Origin of the sequence: Mycobacterium sp. smrl_JER01 (assembly GCF_048513595.2) — a bacterium.
GTDB lineage: Bacteria > Actinomycetota > Actinomycetes > Mycobacteriales > Mycobacteriaceae > Mycobacterium.
Genome location: NZ_JBLXXK020000001.1, coordinates 3,104,020 through 3,123,043, shown reverse-complemented (window position 1 = coordinate 3,123,043; position 19,024 = coordinate 3,104,020). Strand labels below are relative to the sequence as shown.

At 67.9% G+C, this 19,024-nt stretch carries 13 protein-coding genes; 10 read left to right on the top strand and 3 right to left on the bottom strand.

All coding sequences use genetic code 11. From position 1 onward, the window contains the following. Positions 1-12: 12 nt before the first annotated feature. On the top strand, positions 13-1,473 hold the full coding sequence (locus ACNUDN_RS14610) for a GuaB1 family IMP dehydrogenase-related protein (protein ID WP_419122602.1): 1,461 nt from the start codon (positions 13-15) through the stop codon (positions 1,471-1,473). On the opposite strand, the gene ACNUDN_RS14605 is transcribed toward ACNUDN_RS14610, so the two are convergent. The 3 genes from ACNUDN_RS14605 to ACNUDN_RS14595 are packed head-to-tail and all read right to left on the bottom strand — an operon-like array spanning position 1,426 to position 5,143. Beyond that, a complete protein-coding gene (locus ACNUDN_RS14605; protein WP_419122601.1) occupies positions 1,426-2,562 on the bottom strand; it encodes an ABC transporter ATP-binding protein in 1,137 nt (378 codons plus the stop codon). The genes ACNUDN_RS14610 and ACNUDN_RS14605 overlap by 48 nt on opposite strands. Then, the gene (locus tag ACNUDN_RS14600; RefSeq protein ID WP_419122600.1) at positions 2,555-4,111 is read right to left on the bottom strand and encodes an ABC transporter permease; all 1,557 of its coding nucleotides are present in this window, start codon (positions 4,109-4,111) and stop codon (positions 2,555-2,557) included. Before ACNUDN_RS14600 ends, ACNUDN_RS14605 begins: the two co-directional genes overlap by 8 nt. 3 nt (positions 4,112-4,114) lie before the next feature. Next, a complete protein-coding gene (locus ACNUDN_RS14595; RefSeq protein ID WP_419122599.1) occupies positions 4,115-5,143 on the bottom strand; it encodes an iron ABC transporter substrate-binding protein in 1,029 nt (342 codons plus the stop codon). Positions 5,144-5,481: 338 nt separating this feature from the next. Here ACNUDN_RS14595 and ACNUDN_RS14590 point away from each other — a divergent pair, with 338 nt between their 5' ends. The 9 genes from ACNUDN_RS14590 to ACNUDN_RS14550 all read left to right on the top strand — a co-directional run bounded on the left by ACNUDN_RS14590 (position 5,482) and on the right by ACNUDN_RS14550 (position 18,991). Then, the gene (locus ACNUDN_RS14590) at positions 5,482-6,837 is read left to right on the top strand and encodes a hemolysin family protein (RefSeq protein ID WP_419122598.1); all 1,356 of its coding nucleotides are present in this window, start codon (positions 5,482-5,484) and stop codon (positions 6,835-6,837) included. Further along, complete coding sequence (locus tag ACNUDN_RS14585; RefSeq protein ID WP_419122597.1) at positions 6,830-7,897, top strand: hemolysin family protein; 1,068 nt, start codon at positions 6,830-6,832, stop codon at positions 7,895-7,897. The genes ACNUDN_RS14590 and ACNUDN_RS14585 overlap by 8 nt, the downstream gene beginning before the upstream one ends. Then, positions 7,875-8,765, top strand: coding sequence for a 3-methyladenine DNA glycosylase (locus ACNUDN_RS14580; RefSeq protein WP_419122596.1), 891 nt, complete (start codon positions 7,875-7,877; stop codon positions 8,763-8,765). The genes ACNUDN_RS14585 and ACNUDN_RS14580 overlap by 23 nt, the downstream gene beginning before the upstream one ends. Positions 8,766-8,854: 89 nt before the next feature. Beyond that, a complete protein-coding gene (locus ACNUDN_RS14575; RefSeq protein WP_419122595.1) occupies positions 8,855-11,071 on the top strand; it encodes a malate synthase G in 2,217 nt (738 codons plus the stop codon). Between the two features lie 89 nt (positions 11,072-11,160). Continuing rightward, positions 11,161-13,095: a hypothetical protein gene (locus tag ACNUDN_RS14570; RefSeq protein WP_419122594.1), complete on the top strand. Its 1,935-nt coding sequence runs from the start codon at positions 11,161-11,163 to the stop codon at positions 13,093-13,095. A gap of 262 nt (positions 13,096-13,357) precedes the next feature. Next, the gene (locus ACNUDN_RS14565; RefSeq protein WP_419122593.1) at positions 13,358-14,548 is read left to right on the top strand and encodes an alkane 1-monooxygenase; all 1,191 of its coding nucleotides are present in this window, start codon (positions 13,358-13,360) and stop codon (positions 14,546-14,548) included. Between the two features lie 806 nt (positions 14,549-15,354). After that, a complete protein-coding gene (locus tag ACNUDN_RS14560; RefSeq protein WP_419122592.1) occupies positions 15,355-16,629 on the top strand; it encodes a PE-PPE domain-containing protein in 1,275 nt (424 codons plus the stop codon). Positions 16,630-16,778: 149 nt separating this feature from the next. After that, a complete protein-coding gene (locus ACNUDN_RS14555; protein WP_419122591.1) occupies positions 16,779-18,260 on the top strand; it encodes a flavin-containing monooxygenase in 1,482 nt (493 codons plus the stop codon). Between the two features lie 59 nt (positions 18,261-18,319). Then, positions 18,320-18,991: a cutinase family protein gene (locus ACNUDN_RS14550; RefSeq protein ID WP_419122590.1), complete on the top strand. Its 672-nt coding sequence runs from the start codon at positions 18,320-18,322 to the stop codon at positions 18,989-18,991. Positions 18,992-19,024 lie beyond the last annotated feature (33 nt).

Genomic DNA, 19,024 nt, shown 5'->3' with positions numbered 1-19,024 from the left:
AGACTCGGGCCCGTGGAGTTTCTCGATGGCCACCGGCCGCCGTTCGACCTGACCTACAACGATGTGTTCATCGTCCCAGGCCGTTCCGAGGTGCTGTCGCGTTTCGACGTGAACCTCGCGACGGTCGACGGCTCAGGCACCACGATCCCGGTGGTGGTCGCCAATATGACCGCGGTGGCCGGTCGCCGGATGGCCGAGACGGTCGCCCGCCGCGGCGGCATGGTGGTGTTGCCGCAGGATCTTCCCGCCACAGCGGTGACGCACACCGTGGACTTCGTGAAGAGCCGCGACACCGTGGTCGACACGCCGGTGACGCTGTCACCTGATGACTCGGTGTCCGATGCCAGCGCGCTGATCCACAAGCGTGCGCACGGCGCCGCGGTGATCGTCGAGGACAGCGACAGTGGTTCCGGCGCGGTGCACCGGCCGATCGGTCTGCTCACCGAGGCGTTGTGCCTGGGGGTGGACCGCTTCACCCGGGTGCGTGACGTCGCCATCACCGATTTCGTCAGCGCTCCGGTGGGCACCGATCCGCGCAAGGTGTTCGACCTGCTCGAGCATGCGCTCGTCGATGTCGCGGTGATGACCCAGGCCGACGGCTCGTTGGCCGGCGTGCTGACACGCACCGGCGCCGTCCGGGCCGGCATCTACACCCCGGCCGTCGATACCCGAGGCCGCTTGCGAATCGCCGCTGCGGTCGGGATCAACGGCGACGTCGCAGCGAAGGCCCGCGAACTCGCCGAGGCCGGCGTGGATCTGCTGGTCATCGACACCGCGCACGGCCACCAGCACAAGATGCTCGATGCGGTGGAGACGGTCGCGGCGCTCGACCTGGGGCTGCCGTTGGCGGCGGGCAACGTGGTCTCGGCCGCAGGCACCCGCGACCTGATCAACGCGGGCGCCTCGATCGTCAAGGTCGGTGTCGGACCCGGGGCAATGTGCACCACCAGGATGATGACCGGCGTCGGGCGTCCCCAGTTCTCGGCGGTGGTCGAATGCGCCTCGGCGGCAAGAGAACTCGGAGGTCATGTGTGGGCCGACGGCGGGGTGCGACACCCGCGTGACGTCGCGCTGGCGATCGCCGCGGGGGCGTCCAACGTGATGATCGGGTCGTGGTTCGCCGGTACCTACGAATCGCCGGGTGATCTGATGGTCGATCGGGACGGCCAGCCGTACAAGGAGAGCTACGGTATGGCCTCCAAGCGTGCCGTAGCGGCCCGCACCGCCGGTGACGGCGCCTTCGATCGGGCGCGCAAGGCGCTGTTCGAGGAGGGCATCTCGTCCTCGCGGATGAACCTGGATCCGGTACGCGGCGGTGTCGAGGACCTCATCGACCACATCACCTCGGGCGTGCGCAGCACCTGCACCTATGTCGGTGCGGGCACGCTGACCGAACTGCACGAGAAGGTCGTACTCGGGGTGCAGTCAGCCGCCGGATTCGCCGAGGGCCACCCGCTGCCCACCGGTTGGTGACCGCGGTCTGCTTGCCGCGGGCTCGGACTCAGGTGCCGGGGTTTGCGCTGCCGGGTATGCCAGGACCTCACCGGCGACCTCCACGGCCACCGCGGACCCCGCGTCGAGCCCGGTGGGCAGGGGCGTGCGCAGCTGCAACTTGGTGCCGTCGGTGAGCTCGACGTGGACGACGGTGTCGGCCCCGTAGAACCGGCGAGACGTCACCTGCGCTGCGGCACCGGAAGGACTGGCGCCGAACCGCAGCTGTTCGGGACGCAGCACCACGACGACCGCACCGTCACGGACGGGTCCGCGGGGCCGCAGCGGTCCGAGCACGGTGTGCACGATCCCGGTGTCCACCGTTCCGGCGATCTCGACGGTGCTGCCGATGAACCGCGCGATATCCAGCGTTCGAGGTCGCTCGTAGAGTTCGGCGGGCGCGCCGTGCTGGGCGACGACGCCGTCGATCAGCAGCGCGACCGAATCGGCCAGCGAAAGCGCTTCGGCCTGGTCATGGGTGACCAGCAGCGCCGTGGTGCCGGTGTCGCGCAGGATGGTCGCGATGTCCTCGCGCACCCGGACCCGCAGCCCGGCGTCCAGCGCCGCGAACGGTTCGTCGAGCAGCAGCACCCGGGGCCGGGCGGCCAGCGCCCGGGCCAGCGCGACCCGCTGTTGCTGGCCGCCGGAGATCTCGTGCGGGCGGGCGTCGGCCAGCCCGTCGAGGCCGACGACGCCGAGCCAGTGGGCGACCTCGTCCGAGATGCGGCCGCGGGCGGCCCGACCCAGCCCGAAGGCGATGTTCTCCCCCACGCTCAGGTACGGGAACAGCGCTCCCTCCTGCGGCATCAGACCGACGCGGCGACGGTGCACCGGCACGGCCCGGCCCTGGCCCGCGACCGTCTCCCCCGCGATGCTCACCGTGCCGGCATCGGGATCCTCGAATCCGGCCAGGATGCGCAGCAATGTGGTCTTGCCGCATCCGGACGGACCCAGGACGGCGGTGATGGTGCCCGCGGCCATCTCCAGATCGACCCCGGACAACACGCTGCGGGCGCCGAACGCCTTGTGGATGCCGCGCGCACTGACGGCTGCCGCGACGGTCTCAGTCACTGCGCACCCCCAGGTCCTCGGCGCCCCACAGCCCGAGCACCGCGGTGGGAACCGCGGCGAACAGCAGCAGCGCCGCGGCGTAGGGAGCCGCGGCCGCGTAATCGCTGACCGAGGTGTGACTCCACAGCCGGGTGGCCAGCGTGTCGGTGCCGGTGGGGTGCAGCAACAGCGTCACGGGCAACTCCTTCATGCAGGTCAGCAGAACCAGCGCGGCGCCGGCGGCGATTCCCGGGAACGCGACGCGCGCCGTCACCACGCCGAATGCCCGCACCGGGCCGCGCCCCAGTGAGCGGGCCACCTCCTCCAATCGGATGGGGGCCGACTCCACCGCGGCGCGGATCGACCCGATGGCCATGGGCACGAACAGCACCGTATAGGCGAGGATCAACAGTGGCTCGCGCTGGTAGATCGGGCGCAGCAGCAACACCCCGAGGGAGACCATCGAGATGGCGATGACGATGGCCGGAAGCCCGTGGGCCACATAACTGGCACCTTCCAGCGTGCGCGTCGCCGGGTCGCGGTGGCGGGCGGCGAGCACTCCCAGCGGCAGCGCTGCCGCGGTGGCCACCACGGCGGCCACCGCCGACAGCCAGATCGTCGACCCCAGTGCGTCGAGCCACCGGCCCACGTCCCATCGGGGTCCCGCGGAGAGTAACCAGTCCGACAGTTCGACCGCGGGGACCGCCAATGCGGCGCCGAGCACCGCGGCAGGGACCAGCAGCGCCACCGGGCCCCAGGCCCCCAGCCTGCTGAGCGGCGCCGGGCGCGGTGCGCCGCCGCCGAGGCGGGAGGCGGCCGCCAGCCCGCGGGCCCGGTGCTCGGCCAGAACCAGCGCAACCGCGAAGGCCATCAACACCAACGAGAGCACCGCGGCCCGGGACGGGTTGAATCCGGACCGGTAGGCGCCGTAGATCACCCAGGTGAACGCCTCGAACCGCATCGCCGCGACCGCGCCGAAGTCGCCGAGCACGTAGAGCGCGACCAGCAGCGCGCCCGCGGCGATTGCGGCGCGGGCCTGGCGCAAGGTCACCCGGAACAGGACCGCGACCCCGCCGAGTCCCAGCGAACGGGCCACCTCTTCCTGGGCGGGATCGACCCGGGCCAGCGCCGCCATGGTGGTCAACAGCACCAGCGGGTAGCTGACCAGGGTGAGCACCAGCGCGGCGCCCCAGAACCCGCTGATCGCCGGAAAGGCCGACACCCACAGGAAGGCGAGCAGGTAGCTGGGCATCGCCAGCGGCAGTGTCAGCGCCACCGCGACCGCCCGCCTGCCCCTCAGGTCGGTGCGGGTGACCAGGACCGCGAGGCCGACGCCGAGGACGACGCAGGCGGCGGTCACCACGCCCACCAGCGACAACGACCGTGCGATCAGGGCCGCGGTGCGGGGCTGGAAGAGCTCGTCGACGACGAACGGCCAGCCGCGCTCCATCGCCCGCTCGACCAGATAGACCAGCGGCACCAGGGTGCCTGCGGCAACCAGCGCGGCGGGTAGCACCAGCAGCGCCGGCGGCCGCCTGCGGGTCAACCGGGCCGGGCCCGTCAACGCCACCTGTCAGTTCGTCAGGAGGCCGGTCTTGACCAGCAACTCCTGGGTGGCCTCGATGTCGTCGAGCTGCGAGAGGTCGACTGCCGGTGGCTGCAGATCGGTCAGTGGCGGCATCTCGGCCGACGGCGCCACCGAGGCCACCAACGGGTACTCCGCCGTCTCGGACGCGAAGTACTGCTGCGCGGACTCGCCCACCAGGTAGGCCGCGAAAGCTTGGGCGCCTTCGGGATTGGGCGCGGCCTTCAGCACACCCACGCCGGCGACGTTGACCAGACCACCCGGATCCCCGGGGGCCATGAACTGGTTCTCGGCGACCACTTCACCGGCGCCCTTGGAGTTGATCAGCTCGTAGAGGTAGTAGTGGTTGACCAGACCCAACTCCACCTGGCCGGAGTCGACGGCGTCGCGGACCGCGACGTTGTTCTCGAACGCCTGCGGATCCTGTGCTTTGAAGGCGCGCAGCCACTGTTCGGCGCCGTCCTCGCCACGCACCACCCGAAGGCCGGTGACGAAGGCCTGCCAGGACGCGTTGCTGGGCGCGAACCCGATTTTGCCGCGCCACTCCGGCGCCAGCAGACCGTCGATGGTGTCCGGCGGGTTGGGGGCCAGCGTCGGGTTGTAGACGATCACCCGGGCCCGTCCGGACACGCCCACCCAGGTGCCGTCCGCGGCAGAGTACTGGGACGGCACCGCGTCGAGGGTCTCCGGGTTGATCGGTGCGAACAGGCCGGCCTTGGAGACCGCGCCCAGCGCTCCGGCGTCCTGGGACAGGAACACGTCGGCCGGGGATCTGTCGCCCTCGGTCAGCAACTGGGCGGCCAGCTCGCCGGAGCCGGCGTACCGGGTCTCCACCGCGATGCCGGTGTCGGTGGTGAACTGCTCGATCAGCGGCGCGACGAGTTCTTCGCTTCGGCCCGAGTAGACGACGATCTTGTCCTCGTCGTCGGTCGGCGTGCCGGATCCGCACGCGGTGAAGGCCAGCATGGCGGCCACCGTCGCGAGGGCGCCCGCGACCCGGGTGATCGAGATCGACATTAGGTTCGCCTTTCCTTGGATTTGCGTCGAAAGTACCATTCCTGTGAACTTAGTGTGACTAACTAAACCGGGGGTGGGGGTCCGCCGCGATTCCGCTAGCATGTGTTGACGATCAGCCGATTTCGCGCAGCCGTTGTCGACCGGAGCACTACGACCCGACCGGAGAACTGTTGCGCCGCCCCCCGAGACGAAAGGGACCAGGTGCCGCAGGCACTGGATGGAGGTCCATCCGAGCCGGCCATATCCGCCGAGGCGTCCGACCTCGACCCCGGCGAGGCGGAACCCTCCTCTAGGTGGCCGGGCGTTCGACCCGGCTATCTGAGTCGCGGAGCGCGCCGATGAGCGTCCCGATGACACTCCTGGCTCTTCTGGCGTTCGCGCTGCTCACCGTCGGTACCGCGGTGTTCGTCGCGGCGGAGTTCTCGTTGACCGCACTGGAGCGCAGCACCGTCGACGCCAACGTGCGTTCCGGGGATCGCCGCGACCAGCTGGTGCAGCGCGCCCACCGGACCCTCTCCACGCAGCTGTCCGGAGCCCAGGTCGGTATCTCCATCACCACGTTGGCCACCGGCTTCCTGGCCGAACCGGTGGTGGCCCGGCTCATCCAGCCCGGACTGGCCACGATCGGGATCCCGGATCGCCTGGTCAGTGGTCTGGCCCTGGCGCTGGCCATCCTGATCGCCACGTCCATCTCGATGGTGTTCGGCGAACTGGTGCCCAAGAACCTCGCGGTGGCCCGTCCGGTTCCGACCGCGCGCTGGTCGGCGCCGCTGCAGCTGATGTTCTCGTTCCTGTTCAGACCACTGATCCGGCTGACCAACAACACCGCCAACTGGATCCTGCGCCGGCTCGGTATCGAGCCGGCCGAGGAACTGCGCTCGGCGCGTTCGCCCCAGGAGCTGGTGTCGCTGGTGCGTTCGTCGGCCGAGAGCGGATCGCTGGACCCGGTCACCGCGGTGCTGGTGGACCGCTCCCTGCAGTTCGGCGACCGCTCGGCAGAGGAGCTGATGACGCCGCGGTCCAAGATCGACACCCTCGAGGCCGAGGACACCGTCCTCGACCTCAGCGAGGCGGCCGTCCGCACCGGGCACTCCCGATTCCCGGTGATCCGCGGCGATCTGGACGAGACCATCGGAATGGTGCACGTCAAACAGGTGTTCGCGGTGCCGGCCGAGGAACGCGCCGGCACCAGGCTCGCAGTGCTGGCGCTGCCGGTCACCAAGGTCCCGTCCACGCTCGACGGTGATTCGGTGATGACCGAGGTGCGGGCCAACGGACTGCAGACCGCGCTGGTGGTCGACGAGTACGGCGGCACCGCGGGCATGGTGACGGTCGAGGATCTGATCGAGGAGATCGTCGGCGACGTGCGCGACGAGCACGACGTCGAACCGCCCGACGTGGTTCAGGCGGGGCGGGGTTGGCTGGTCTCGGGTCTGCTGCGCATCGACGAGGTCGCCGAGGGCACCGAGTTCCGGGCTCCCGAAGGTGACTACGAGACCATCGGCGGGTTGGTGCTCGAGAAGCTGGGCCACATTCCCGAGGAGGGCGAGTCGGTGGAACTGACCGCCTTCGATCCCGACGGTCCGGTCGAGGATCCGGTGCGCTGGCTGGCCACGGTGGTGAAGATGGACGGACGCCGGATCGACCAGGTGCGCATCACCGAGCTGGGTCGCATGGGGGACGCGGATGGGTGACATTTTCGGTGTCCTGCTGACCTTCTTCCTGCTGGCGGCCAACGCGTTCTTCGTCGCGTCGGAGTTCGCCCTGATCTCGGCGCGCCGCGACCGGCTGGAAGCACTGGCCGAACAGGGCAAGTCCAGCGCGGTCACCGTGATCAGGGCCAGCGAGCGCCTGTCGCTGATGCTGGCCGGATCCCAACTCGGCATCACGGTGTGCTCGATCCTGCTGGGCCGGGCCGCCGAACCCGCGGTGGCGCATCTGCTGGAGACGCCGTTCGCGCTCGTCGGCATTCCCGACCCGCTGCTGCACACCGTGTCGTTCCTGGTGGCGCTGACCATCGTGGTCACGCTGCACGTGCTGCTCGGCGAGATGGTGCCCAAGAACATCGCGATCGCCGGGCCGGAATCGACCGCGATGCTGCTCATCCCGGTCTATCTGGTGTACATCAGGGGGGCCCGCCCGTTCATCGCGTTCTACAACTGGTGCGCCAACGCGACCCTCCGTCTTTTCGGCGTCGAGCCCAAGGACGAACTGGAAGTGACGGTATCGACCGTCGAACTGTCGGAGATGATCGCCGAGTCGTTGTCGGAGGGGCTGCTCGATCCCGAGGAGCACACCCGGCTCACCCGCGCCCTGCAGATCCGTAACCGGGTGGTCGACGACGTCGCGATGCCGCTGCATCAGATCCGCGCTGTGCCGGTGGCCCGGGAGGGTGCCGGGCCGGCCGTCGCCGCGCTCGAGGACGCGCTGAAGGAGACCGGGTACTCACGCTTCCCGGTGGCCGACCGCGCCGGCGCCTACATCGGCTACCTGCACATCAAGGATGTGCTGCCGCTGATCATGGCCGACGGTGACACGGACGGCGCCGCACTGGTGGAGCCGTCGATGGTGCGACCGCTGCCGCGGGTTCCCGCATCGCTGCCCCTGCCCGACGCGCTGACCCGGCTGCGCCGCACCAACAGCCACCTGGCGCTGGTCACCGCCGCCGATGGGACGGCCACCGCGATGGTGGCGCTGGAAGACCTGGTCGAGGATCTGGTGGGAACCGTCCGTGACAGCACGCACCGGATCTGAGACCCGACTGCGCGCAGCCGACTGGCGCGAGCGGGCGGCCTGCCACCGCCGTCGCGCCGACGAGTTGTTGGCTCCGCACCTGCGGCGACGCCGGAGCGGCGCCAAGCATCCGGTCTATGACTTCCTGTTCACCTACTACAGCGTGCGGCCCGGCCTGATTCGCCGGTGGCACCCCGGTTACGGGGTGGTGCTGGAGGGCGCGGCGGCCGACAGCTATCTCGGGCGGGCAGGATACGTCCGAGACCACCGCGGGGTGACCGTCGACCCCGGCTATCTGCGCGCCCGCCGCGACACTGTGACGTTCATCGCCGACCTGCTGCGGGTCACCGGGTCGCGGCCGGCCCGGTACAACTGCTTCGGGCTGCACGAGTGGGCGATGGTGTACCGGACGCCACGGGTGCGCCACAGCGATGTCCCGTTGCGCCTGGGCCCTGAGGGCACCGATGCGGTGGTCGAGTCGATGCCGTTGCGGTGCACCCATTTCGACGCGTTCCGGTTCTTCACCGAGCCGGCCGCCGATCGCAACGCCGAACGCCTCACCCGTGCTTCGCAGATCGCCACCGAGCAACCGGGGTGCGTGCACGCCGGCATGGACCTCTACAAGTGGGCGCTCAAATTGGGGCCGCTGATCGAGTCTGGGCTGGTCCTGGACTGCCTGGAGCTCGCCGTGGCCGCCCGGGTGCTGGACATGAAGGCCAGTCCCTACGACCTGCGCCCCTTCGGATTCGAGCCCATCGCGATCGAAACACCCAGTGGCAGAGGTGAATACGCGCGCGCACAGGAGCAGATCAGCACCCGTGCGACACCACTACGGTCGCGGCTGCTCGATCGCTGCCGCGCACTGCAGGACACCGCCACCGGAGAATAGCCCTGTTACCGGTGGGTAAGCTGGTCCGACGGAAGTGCAAGGCGGTACAAACGGCGTGACGCAGGTCCGCGTCGAGCGAGGGAGAAATCATGACCGATCGCGTGACGGTGGGCAGCCTGCGCGTCGCCCCCGTGCTGTATGACTTCGTCAACAACGAGGCGCTGCCGGGAACCGGCATCGACCCCGACACCTTCTGGTCCGGAGTCGACAAGGTCGTCGCCGACCTGACCCCGCAGAACCAGGAGCTGCTCGCCCGCCGCGACGACCTGCAGGCGCAGATCGACCGGTGGCACCGGGCGCGGGTGATCGGCGGGTTCGAGCCCGACGAATACCGGCAGTTCCTCGCCGACATCGGCTACCTGGCCCCCGAACCGGCCGATTTCACGATCACCACCGCCGGCGTCGACGATGAGATCACCACCACCGCGGGCCCCCAGCTTGTGGTGCCCGTCCTCAACGCGCGCTTCGCGCTCAACGCGGCCAACGCCCGCTGGGGGTCGCTCTACGACGCGCTCTACGGCACCGACGTCATCTCCGAAGACGGCGGCGCGCACGCGGGAACGTCGTACAACAAGGTGCGCGGCGACAAGGTGATCGCCTACGCCCGCCACTTCCTCGACGGAGCGGTCCCGCTGGCGTCGGGGTCGTGGTCCGACATCACCGGCCTGACCGTTCAGGACGACGGTGCGCTGGCCGCCCGCCTCGACGACGGCGGATCGGTCGGGCTCGGCACCCCGGAGCAATTCGCCGGCTATCTGGGCGAGGCCGGCACGCCGACAGCCGTGCTGCTGGTCAACAACGGCCTGCACATCGAGATCCTGATCGACGCCGACTCCCCGATCGGATCAACCGACAAGGCCGGCATCACCGACGTCGTGCTGGAGTCCGCGATCACCACGATCATGGACTTCGAGGACTCCGTGGCCGCCGTGGATGCCGAAGACAAGGTGCTCGGCTACCGCAACTGGCTCGGTCTCAACCGCGGCGATCTCGCCGAAGAGGTCAGCAAGGGCGGCAAGACGTTCACCCGCGTGCTCAACCCCGATCGCACCTACACCCGGCCCGACGGGTCCGAGCTCACCCTGCCCGGCCGCAGCCTGCTGTTCGTCCGCAACGTCGGCCACCTGATGACCAACGACGCGATGGTGTTCGACGACAACGGGGCCGACGGCGCCGAGGTTCCCGAGGGCATCCAGGACGCGCTGTTCACCAGCCTCATCGGCATGCACGGTTTGCGCACCGGTGCCGACAACGACGGGGCGAACGGTCCGTTCGCCAACAGCCGTACCGGCTCGATCTACATCGTCAAGCCCAAGATGCACGGCCCGGACGAGGTCGCGTTCACCTGCGAGCTGTTCAGCCGGGTGGAGGATGTGCTCGGCCTGCCGCAGAACACCATCAAGGTCGGCATCATGGATGAGGAGCGGCGCACCACGCTCAACCTGAAGGCCTGCATCAAGGCGGCAGCCGACCGCGTCGTGTTCATCAACACCGGGTTCCTGGACCGCACCGGCGACGAGATCCACACCTCGATGGAAGCGGGCCCGATGATCCGCAAGGGCGCGATGAAGTCGACCGAGTGGATCACCGCCTACGAGAACCAGAACGTCGACATCGGCCTGCAGACCGGGTTCTCCGGCAAGGCCCAGATCGGCAAGGGCATGTGGGCGATGACCGATCTGATGGCCGACATGGTCGAACAGAAGATCGGTCAGCCCAAGGCGGGAGCGACCACCGCCTGGGTGCCCTCGCCGACTGCGGCCACCCTGCACGCCATGCACTACCACCAGGTCGACGTGTTCGCGGTGCAGAATGAGCTGGGCGGCCGACGCCGCGCGACCATCGACCAACTGCTCACCATTCCGCTGGCCCAAGAGTTGGCCTGGGCGCCGGAGGAGATCCGCGAGGAGGTCGACAACAACTGCCAGTCGATCCTGGGCTATGTGGTGCGCTGGATCGACGCCGGGGTGGGATGCTCGAAGGTGCCCGACATCCATGACGTCGCGCTGATGGAGGACCGCGCCACCCTGCGGATCTCCAGCCAGCTGCTGGCCAACTGGCTGCGCCACGGTGTCATCACCGAAGAGGACGTCAGATCGAGCCTGCGCCGGATGGCGGCCGTCGTCGACGAGCAGAATGCCGCCGACCCCGATTTCCGGCCGATGGCACCTGACCCCGACGGCAGCATCGCGTTCCAGGCCGCCCAGGAACTCATTCTGTCCGGCACCGAACAGCCCAACGGCTACACCGAGCCGATCCTGCACCGTAGGCGCAGGGAGTTCAAGGCGGCCAATGGTTTTGGCTGACGCGCACGACGCGGCACCGGCCGGACGATCGAGCGTGGTGGGCAGCGAGAGCAGCAAGGACGTGACCAGCGTGAGCGGGACACAGCGCCATGGGTAGGCACAGCCTGCCCGATCCGGACGAGCCCAGTGGCCGGCGACCCGACGATTCCGAATTCGGTGACCGGTTCGACTCGGGTGCAAGGGATTACGGCTCGCCTGAAAGGGATTACGAGGGGGGCCCGGGGGAACCGGCTGCCGCGTCGTCGCCCCGTTCGGGGCCCCAGCACAGCGGTGACTGGGAAGGCGGCGAGTGGACCGGCAGCCATCGCGCGGTGACGCCCGGCCGACGCGGAGTGAGCGTCGGGGTCGTCGTCGCGCTCGTCGCCGTGGTGGTCATCGTCGCTGTCGTGATCCTGTGGCGTTTCGTCGGCGATGCACTGTCCACCCGCTCCGACGTCGCGGCCGCCCGCTGTGTGGAGGGTGAACTCGCCGTCGCCGTGGTCGCCGACCCGGCGATCGCCGGACCCGTCACCGAGCTCGCCGACCGGTACAACGAGTCGGCCGCCCCGGTCGCGGACCGGTGTGTGAAAGTGGGTGTGACCTCGGCCGATTCCGACCAGGTGGTCGCCGGGTTCAGCGACCGGTGGCCCACCGAACTGGGTGAGCGACCCGCGTTGTGGATCCCGGCCAGCTCGGTCGCAGGCGCCCGGCTGGAAGCTGCCACCGGGGCCGAGACCGTCAGCGACAGCCGCTCGCTGGTCACCTCCCCCGTGGTGCTGGCCGTCCCGCCCCAACTGAAAGAGTTCCTCGCCGAACAGAATTGGGGCACTTTGCCGAGACTGCAGACCGACGGCGCCGCGCTGGACGAGCTGGGGCTGCAGGGGTGGGGCGGCCTTCGGATGGCCATGCCGCTGGGCGATGACAGCGACGCCTCCTACCTCGGCGCCGAGGCGATCGCCGCCGCCGCCGCTCCGGCGGGCGCACCTGCCAGCGCGGGGCTGGGTGCGGTGAGCACCGTGATGTCGGCGGCGCCCGAACTGGCCGACCGTGAGGCCGGCACGGCCCTCGACGCTCTGGTCGACGCGGCGGACCCCGCGGCGGCGCCCGTGCACGCGGTGGTCACCACCGAGCAGCGGGTGTTCGCGCGTGCTGCCACGATCACCGACGCCGGGGACAAGCTGGCCGCCTGGATACCGCCGGGCCCGACCGCGACGGCAGACTTCCCGACCGTGCTGCTGGCCGGAGACTGGTTGTCGCAGGAGCAGGTCGCCGCGGCCAGTGAGTTCGCGCGTTTCATGCGTAAACCCGAGCAGCTCGCCGAGCTGGCCACCGCCGGCTTCCGGGTCGAGGGAACCGAACCCCCGGCCAGTGACGTCATCGACTTCGCGCCGGTCTCGGCGCCCCTGCAGGTCGGCGACGATGCGCTGCGCACGACGATCGCCCAGACGCTGACGGCTCCGGCGGAGAGCCCGACCGTCACGGTGATGCTGGACCAGTCGATGCCCACCGACGACGGCGGGGCGCCCAGGCTGCAGAACGTGGTCGACGCCCTGAAGGCGCGGATCGAGGTGTTGCCCGCCGATTCCGGGGTGGGGCTGTGGACGTTCGACGGTGTGCAGGGACGTTCCGAGGTCGGCGTCGGGCCACTGTCCGAGCCGGTCGGCGGCACGCCGCGGGCGGCCGCTCTCACCGAGGCGCTGAATTCCCAGACGCCCTCAGGCGGCGGCTCGGTGTCGTTCACCACACTGCGGTTGGTCTACACCGATGCCTCGACGAGGTTCCGCGAGGGCCAGAAGAACTCGGTGCTGGTCATCACGACCGGACCGCACACCGACCAGTCGCTCGGAGCGGCCGGACTGCAGGACTACATCAGGGGCGCGTTCGACCCGCAGCGTCCGGTGGCGGTCAACGTCATCGACTTCGGCGACGACTCCGACCGTGCCACGTGGGAGTCGGTCGCCGAGATCACCGGCGGCAGGTACCAGAATCTGGAGACTTCGACCTCACCGGAGCTCGCGGCGGCCATCAGCTCGGCACTGTCCTGACCGCACCGTCGGCGTGGGTCCGTCGCATTTGCTGGTGGGTGGGCGCGCGCGGCGCCGACTGAGGTGGAACGTGGCAGGCAGGCGGCGCTGGGCGCTCGCCCAGCAACGGGAGTTTTGCCCGGTACCATCCGGCGCGGGCAAAGTCGCTTCGCTGCCGCGATTGCTCGTGGCGAGCTCCAATGGTATGACCACGTTACCTAATCGTCGCCTGCTGCTGCGAGGATTTGTGAACGGTTCGGCTAAGAGGGGGACACTTCGAACGATGCCGACTCAGCGACCTGCGAGAGATCGCGAGGGTGACCGGCCGGTGGTTGCTCAGCACTGGCGTGACCCCAAACGCCACGTGTGGCTACTGGGGCTGGTGATCCCCACGCTGGTGCCGTTCTCGTGGGCCGGGGCGGCGCTGACCGGCTGGGGCGTGTTCTGGTGGTCCGGGCCGGTGCTGATGTTCTTCGTCATTCCGGCGCTGGACTATCTCGTCGGCCCCGATGCCGACAACCCCCCCGACAGTGCGCTGGCGCGACTGGAGAACGACCGCTTCTATCGGTGGGCCACCTACCTGTATCTGCCCGCTCAATACGTGTCGCTGGTGCTGGCCTGCTGGTTCTGGACCGGCGGTGGCGGCGTGGTGTTGAGCGAGGTCGACAAGGCCGGGCTGATGCTCACCGTCGGGGGCATCGCAGGCGTCGCGATCAACATCGCCCATGAGCTCGGTCACCAGCGGGCGCAGTCGGAGCGCCGGCTCAGCAAGATCGCGCTGGCGCAGACCGGCTACGGACACTTCTTCGTCGAGCACAACCGCGGCCATCACGCCCGCGTCGCGACGCCGCTGGACCCGGCCAGCTCGCGTCTCGGCGAGAGCCTCTATGCGTTCCAGTTGCGGTCCATTCTGGGCAGCCTGCGCTCGGCGTGGCGGCTGGAGCGCCGGCGGCTGGCCCGCCGCGGCATGTCGCCGTGGACCCTGCGCAACGACGTCCTGAATGCCTGGGCGGTGACCGTGGCGCTGTTCGCGGCTCTGGTCGCGGTGTTCGGCATCGCGGTGCTGCCGTGGCTTATCGGCCAGGCCATCGTCGGAATCTGCCTGTTGGAGTCGATCAACTACCTCGAGCACTACGGTCTGCGGCGCCGGCGCCGGGCCGACGGCAGTTACGAACAGGTCCGACCGACCCACAGCTGGAACAGCAATTCGGTGATCTCCAACGTTTTTCTGTTCCACCTCCAGCGTCACTCGGATCACCATGCGAACCCGCATCGGCGCTACCAGGCGCTCTGTCACGCTGACGAGGCCCCGCAGCTCCCGTCCGGCTACGCGACGATGGTGCTGCTCGCTCTCTTTCCGCCGCTGTGGCGATGGGTGATGGACCCGCGGGTGCTGGACCACTACGACGGGGACATCCGGCTGGTGGCCCTGAGTCCGCGCCGGGAGCGCGCGCTGCTGCAGCGACGGCTCTGACCCGGCGTCGGCGCCGCGCCGAGATCCTGCCGTCCACAGGTGCCTCGTCGCGGCCTTGACTGCGTGGCGGACCGTGCGAGCCCTCGCGCGAGCGGGCCGGAATTTGCCATCGGCAGGTATCCGGCGAGCTTTCAGAGGCTGAGGCGGCGATCCCGTCGCCGCCACGGTATTGCCGGCGTCGAACTCGGCCGTCCGGTGCGACTCCAGCTGACTGATCGGTAAGTATTGCTGTTTGCGGGTGCAGAGAGCGAAGTTACCGCGGAGTCAGTTATGGGCGGCTACTTCTGCTGATCACGATCCGGTCATGTGCGCTTGGCCATGATGTCACCGAGCGAAGATTAACCACGCACTTCAAGGTGTGCTGGAGGCGATGGTACAGACCAGAATCTTTTTTTAGCTACACACTGGCAGGCAACATCATGGTGAACTATTTTACGCTCGGCGCTATTTATGAATTACATGATTGACATTTTTACTGTGTCTCCGCGTCTGGTGACGGTGAGTGGGGAGTAACCGCACGCAAAACCCTTTCGGGGACCCACCGCTCCACGCTCGGTGCATATTGCCGCTGCCGCCGCGTACGAACCTCTACCTTTGTAGAGTTTCCAGTAAGTGCGCCCTTCGGCAATGGATGTCTAATTTGCCAAATTGGCGTCAATGGGAAATGTCTGAATTTTGCTGCGCAGTGGTTGCAGGCTCGCCATATGCTCATGTCGCGCCTATCTCGGCGAGTGGTTTCATCGCTTCTAAATCGGGGAGAACTCATGCGAAAGACGCTTCAAAAAGCAGGTGTCGCTTGTGGCGCCGTGTTTGCGTCGGTTGCTCTGGCGTTTTCGGGCCCGGCACCGGCCATCGCCAGTAATTCGGCTCTCGTCGTCGGGGGCATCGATGCGCCGTCCCTACACGATCTGATCCTCCGGCAGCTGCTGGGCGGCTCGCTGCAGGATCAGGACCGCGTCAGCGTGAATTGGCCGGCTCAGGCCGGGCCGTACACGGGGAAGAACGACATGACGTTGGGTGCGTCGATCAATATCGGCATCACCAATCTCAATGCGCAGATCGATGCCGCGATGGATCGGCTTGCCACCGACGGCAACGGTAACTACATCAACGGCGAGAAGGTCACCGTGGTCGGTCTGTCGGCCGGGTCGCTGGTGGTCAACGAGGTGCTTCGGCAGCTCGCCGCCGATGCCAACGCGCCGGACAAGAACCAGATCACCTTCGTGTTGGTCGCCGACTCCAGCCGGCAGAAGTTGATCGACAAGGCCCGTTACAACTCGCGGTATGACTACACCTATCAGCCGGCCCCCGAGACCGAGTACGACATCATCGTCGTCACCGGCGAGTACGACGGCATGGCCGATTTCCCGGATCGCTGGTGGAACGGGCTGGCGGTGATGAACGCGATCGCCGGCGGGATCTTCGTGCACGTGCCGATGATGTTCGCCGACCTGTCCAAGGTCCCCGAGGAGAACATCTCCGTCGACGTCAACTCCAAGGGCGGGACGACCACCAACTACCTGGTTCCCACCGCGAAACTGCCATTGGTGCAGATGTTCCCGTTCCTGGCCGCCAAGGAAGCCGAACTCAAGGCCAAGATCGACAAGGCCTACAAGCGCAACGACGTGCCCACCGCGGCGTCCTTGCGCACCCTGGCCACCGCGGCGGTGGCCGCCGAGCCCGAGCCTGAGGCTGAGGCGGCGGTCGGTGGCGAGGTGGAATCCGGTGCTTCCGGTCTCGACGAGGCAGCTGAGAGCCCCGCAGACACCGGCGGCGCGGTCCCGGTCGATTCCCATGACGGTGCCGCGGACGGCACCGAGGATGTCGTCGAGGACGAGGTCGGTATCGGCGAGGTCGTCGAGGACGAGGACGGTATCGACGAGGTCGTCGAGGACGAGGACGGTATCGACGAGGTCGTCGAGGACGAGGACGGCACCGACGAAGCTGCCGAGGAGGCCACAGAAGACGACGCCACCACGTCGGAAGGTGACACTGACGACAGCGGCGACTCGGATTCGGATTCCGATTCCGGTGGCGCATCCAGCGACGGCGGGACGTCCGGCTCAGCGTCCTCCGAGTAGCCTCCCCGAACTCGAGGCCGTTACAACCTGGACAGCCCTCCGCACCCGAAGCCCCGGCTCATGCCGGGGCTTCGTGGTGTGGTGAACTCGGCTCGAATGCCGGGAACAACCGCTGATGATCGGTTTGCTGTGAGGTAGCGTTCATACCCATGGATTTGCCGCAGTACGACGCGATCGTCGTGGGCGCCGGTTTCGGTGGAATGGGCGCCACGATCCAATTGAAGAAGTTGGGTTACGAGAACATCCTGGTCCTGGACCGCGAGGACGATCTGGGCGGGACGTGGCACGTCAACCACTACCCCGGGTTGGCTGTCGACATCCCCTCACCCACCTATTCGTACTGGTTCGAACCGAACCCGAACTGGTCCCGGCTGTATGCGCCGGGTTCCGAGCTGAAGACCTACGCCGACCACGTGGCCGACAAGTACGACGTCCGCCGGCACATGCGTTTCAACACTCCGGTCGACGGCGCACGCTGGGATGAAGAAGCTCAGATGTGGCAGGTCGCGCTGTCCAGTGGAGAGACCTTGACCTCCAGGTTCCTGATCACGGCCACCGGTTATCTGTCGCAGCCACGCAAACCCGACATTCCCGGCATCGAGGACTTCCAGGGGCGGATCATCCACAGCATGGACTGGGATGACAGTTACTCCCCCGCCGGCGAGCGGATCGGTCTCATCGGAACGGGTGCCACCGCCGTCCAACTGATCCCCGAACTGAGCAAGACAGCTGCTGAGCTCACGGTCTATCAACGGACACCGATCCATGTCGTGCCGAAATTCGACTTCCCGATTCCCGTGGTGCTGCGCAAGCTCTTCGGTCGAGTTCCCCTGCTGCAACGTGCCTTCCGGTACACGACCGACGTGAATCTGGAAGCGATGATGATCCTGTCGGTGCTGAACTTCAAGTACTTCCGGCAGCTCAACGTCGCTGCCGCCAAGTTGTCGCAGCTGTGGCGGTTCGTCTCCATCCGCGACAAGAATCTGCGTGACCAGCTCTCACCGGATTACGACTTCGGTTGCAAACGCCCCACCTATTCCAATTCGTACTACCGCACGTTCACCAAACCCCACGTGCACCTGCAGTCCGCCGGGATAGAACGGGTCGAGGCCGACGGCATCGTGGCCTGTGACGGGTCGCGGACACGGATCGACACGTTGGTTCTCTGCACGGGCTTCGATCTGTGGGAGGCCAATATCCCGGCCATCGAGGTGATCGGCCGCGACGCCCGAAACCTCGGGAAATGGTGGCGTGACAACGGCTTTCTGGCCTACCAGGGTGTGTCCATCCCCGGCTTTCCGAACTTCTTGAGTCTGGCTGGTCCCTACGCCTCGAGCGGGTTGTCGTACTTCAACACCATGGAGTACCAGATGCGGCATATGGACCGGCTGTTCGGCGAGCTGCGCCGACGCAATGGGACGACCTTCGAGGTGACCGATGCCGCCAACACCGCGTTCGGCGAGCGGATGTCGGCGCTGCTGGGCAAAACGGTGTTCGGCAGCGGCGACTGCGCGCGGTCGCGCTCCTACTATTTCAGCCCGAGCGGTGAGACGCTGGTCCGTCCCGCCTCGACCAAGCAGACCAACCAGGAAAACGACAGTTTCCCGCTCAGCGATTACTCGATCGCCTGAAAGGCCAGCTCAGACGCGGTACGCGCCGAGCACTCACAGCGATGTGTCAGCATGGAGTCATGCTGATGCGCAGGATGGTGGGCTCGATCGGTGCGGTGGTACTGGGGTACGCCGCCGTCTTGCAGACCGGCTTGGGCCTGCACACCGCCGCGGCGCAACCCTGCCCGGACATCGAGGTCATCTTCGCCCGCGGCACCGGCGCTCCCCCCGGATTGGGCTGGCTGGGGCAGAACTTCGTTGATTCATTGCGCGGCAAGGTCGATGGGCGTTCGGTCGGCGCCTACGGGGTGAACTATCCGGCCGGGTTCAACTTCAGTTCCTCGGTGCAGGTCGGCGCCGCCGATGCGCTTGGCCGGGTGCGCTGGATGGCCGACAACTGCCCCGACACCAAACTTGTGTTGGGTGGCAATTCTCAGGGCGCGGGTGTGATCGACATGATCACCGTGGATCCGCGCCCGTTGGGCCGCTATGTCCCCACCCCGATACCGCCCGAGCTCGCCGACCACGTCGCGGCTGTCGCCGTGTTCGGTAATCCGTTGCGGGATATGGCCGGCGGCGGCCCGTTGCCCGAACTGAGCGGCACCTTCGGGCACAAGACGATCGACCTGTGCGCCCTCGACGACCCGTTCTGCTCGTCGGGGCTCAACTTCCCGGCCCACATGTCGTATGTCGACAACGGAATGGTCGAGCAGGCAACGGATTACGTGGCCGGCCAGCTTAGGACGAACTGACCGTCCGCGAGGTGACCCCGGGGCGGTCCAACC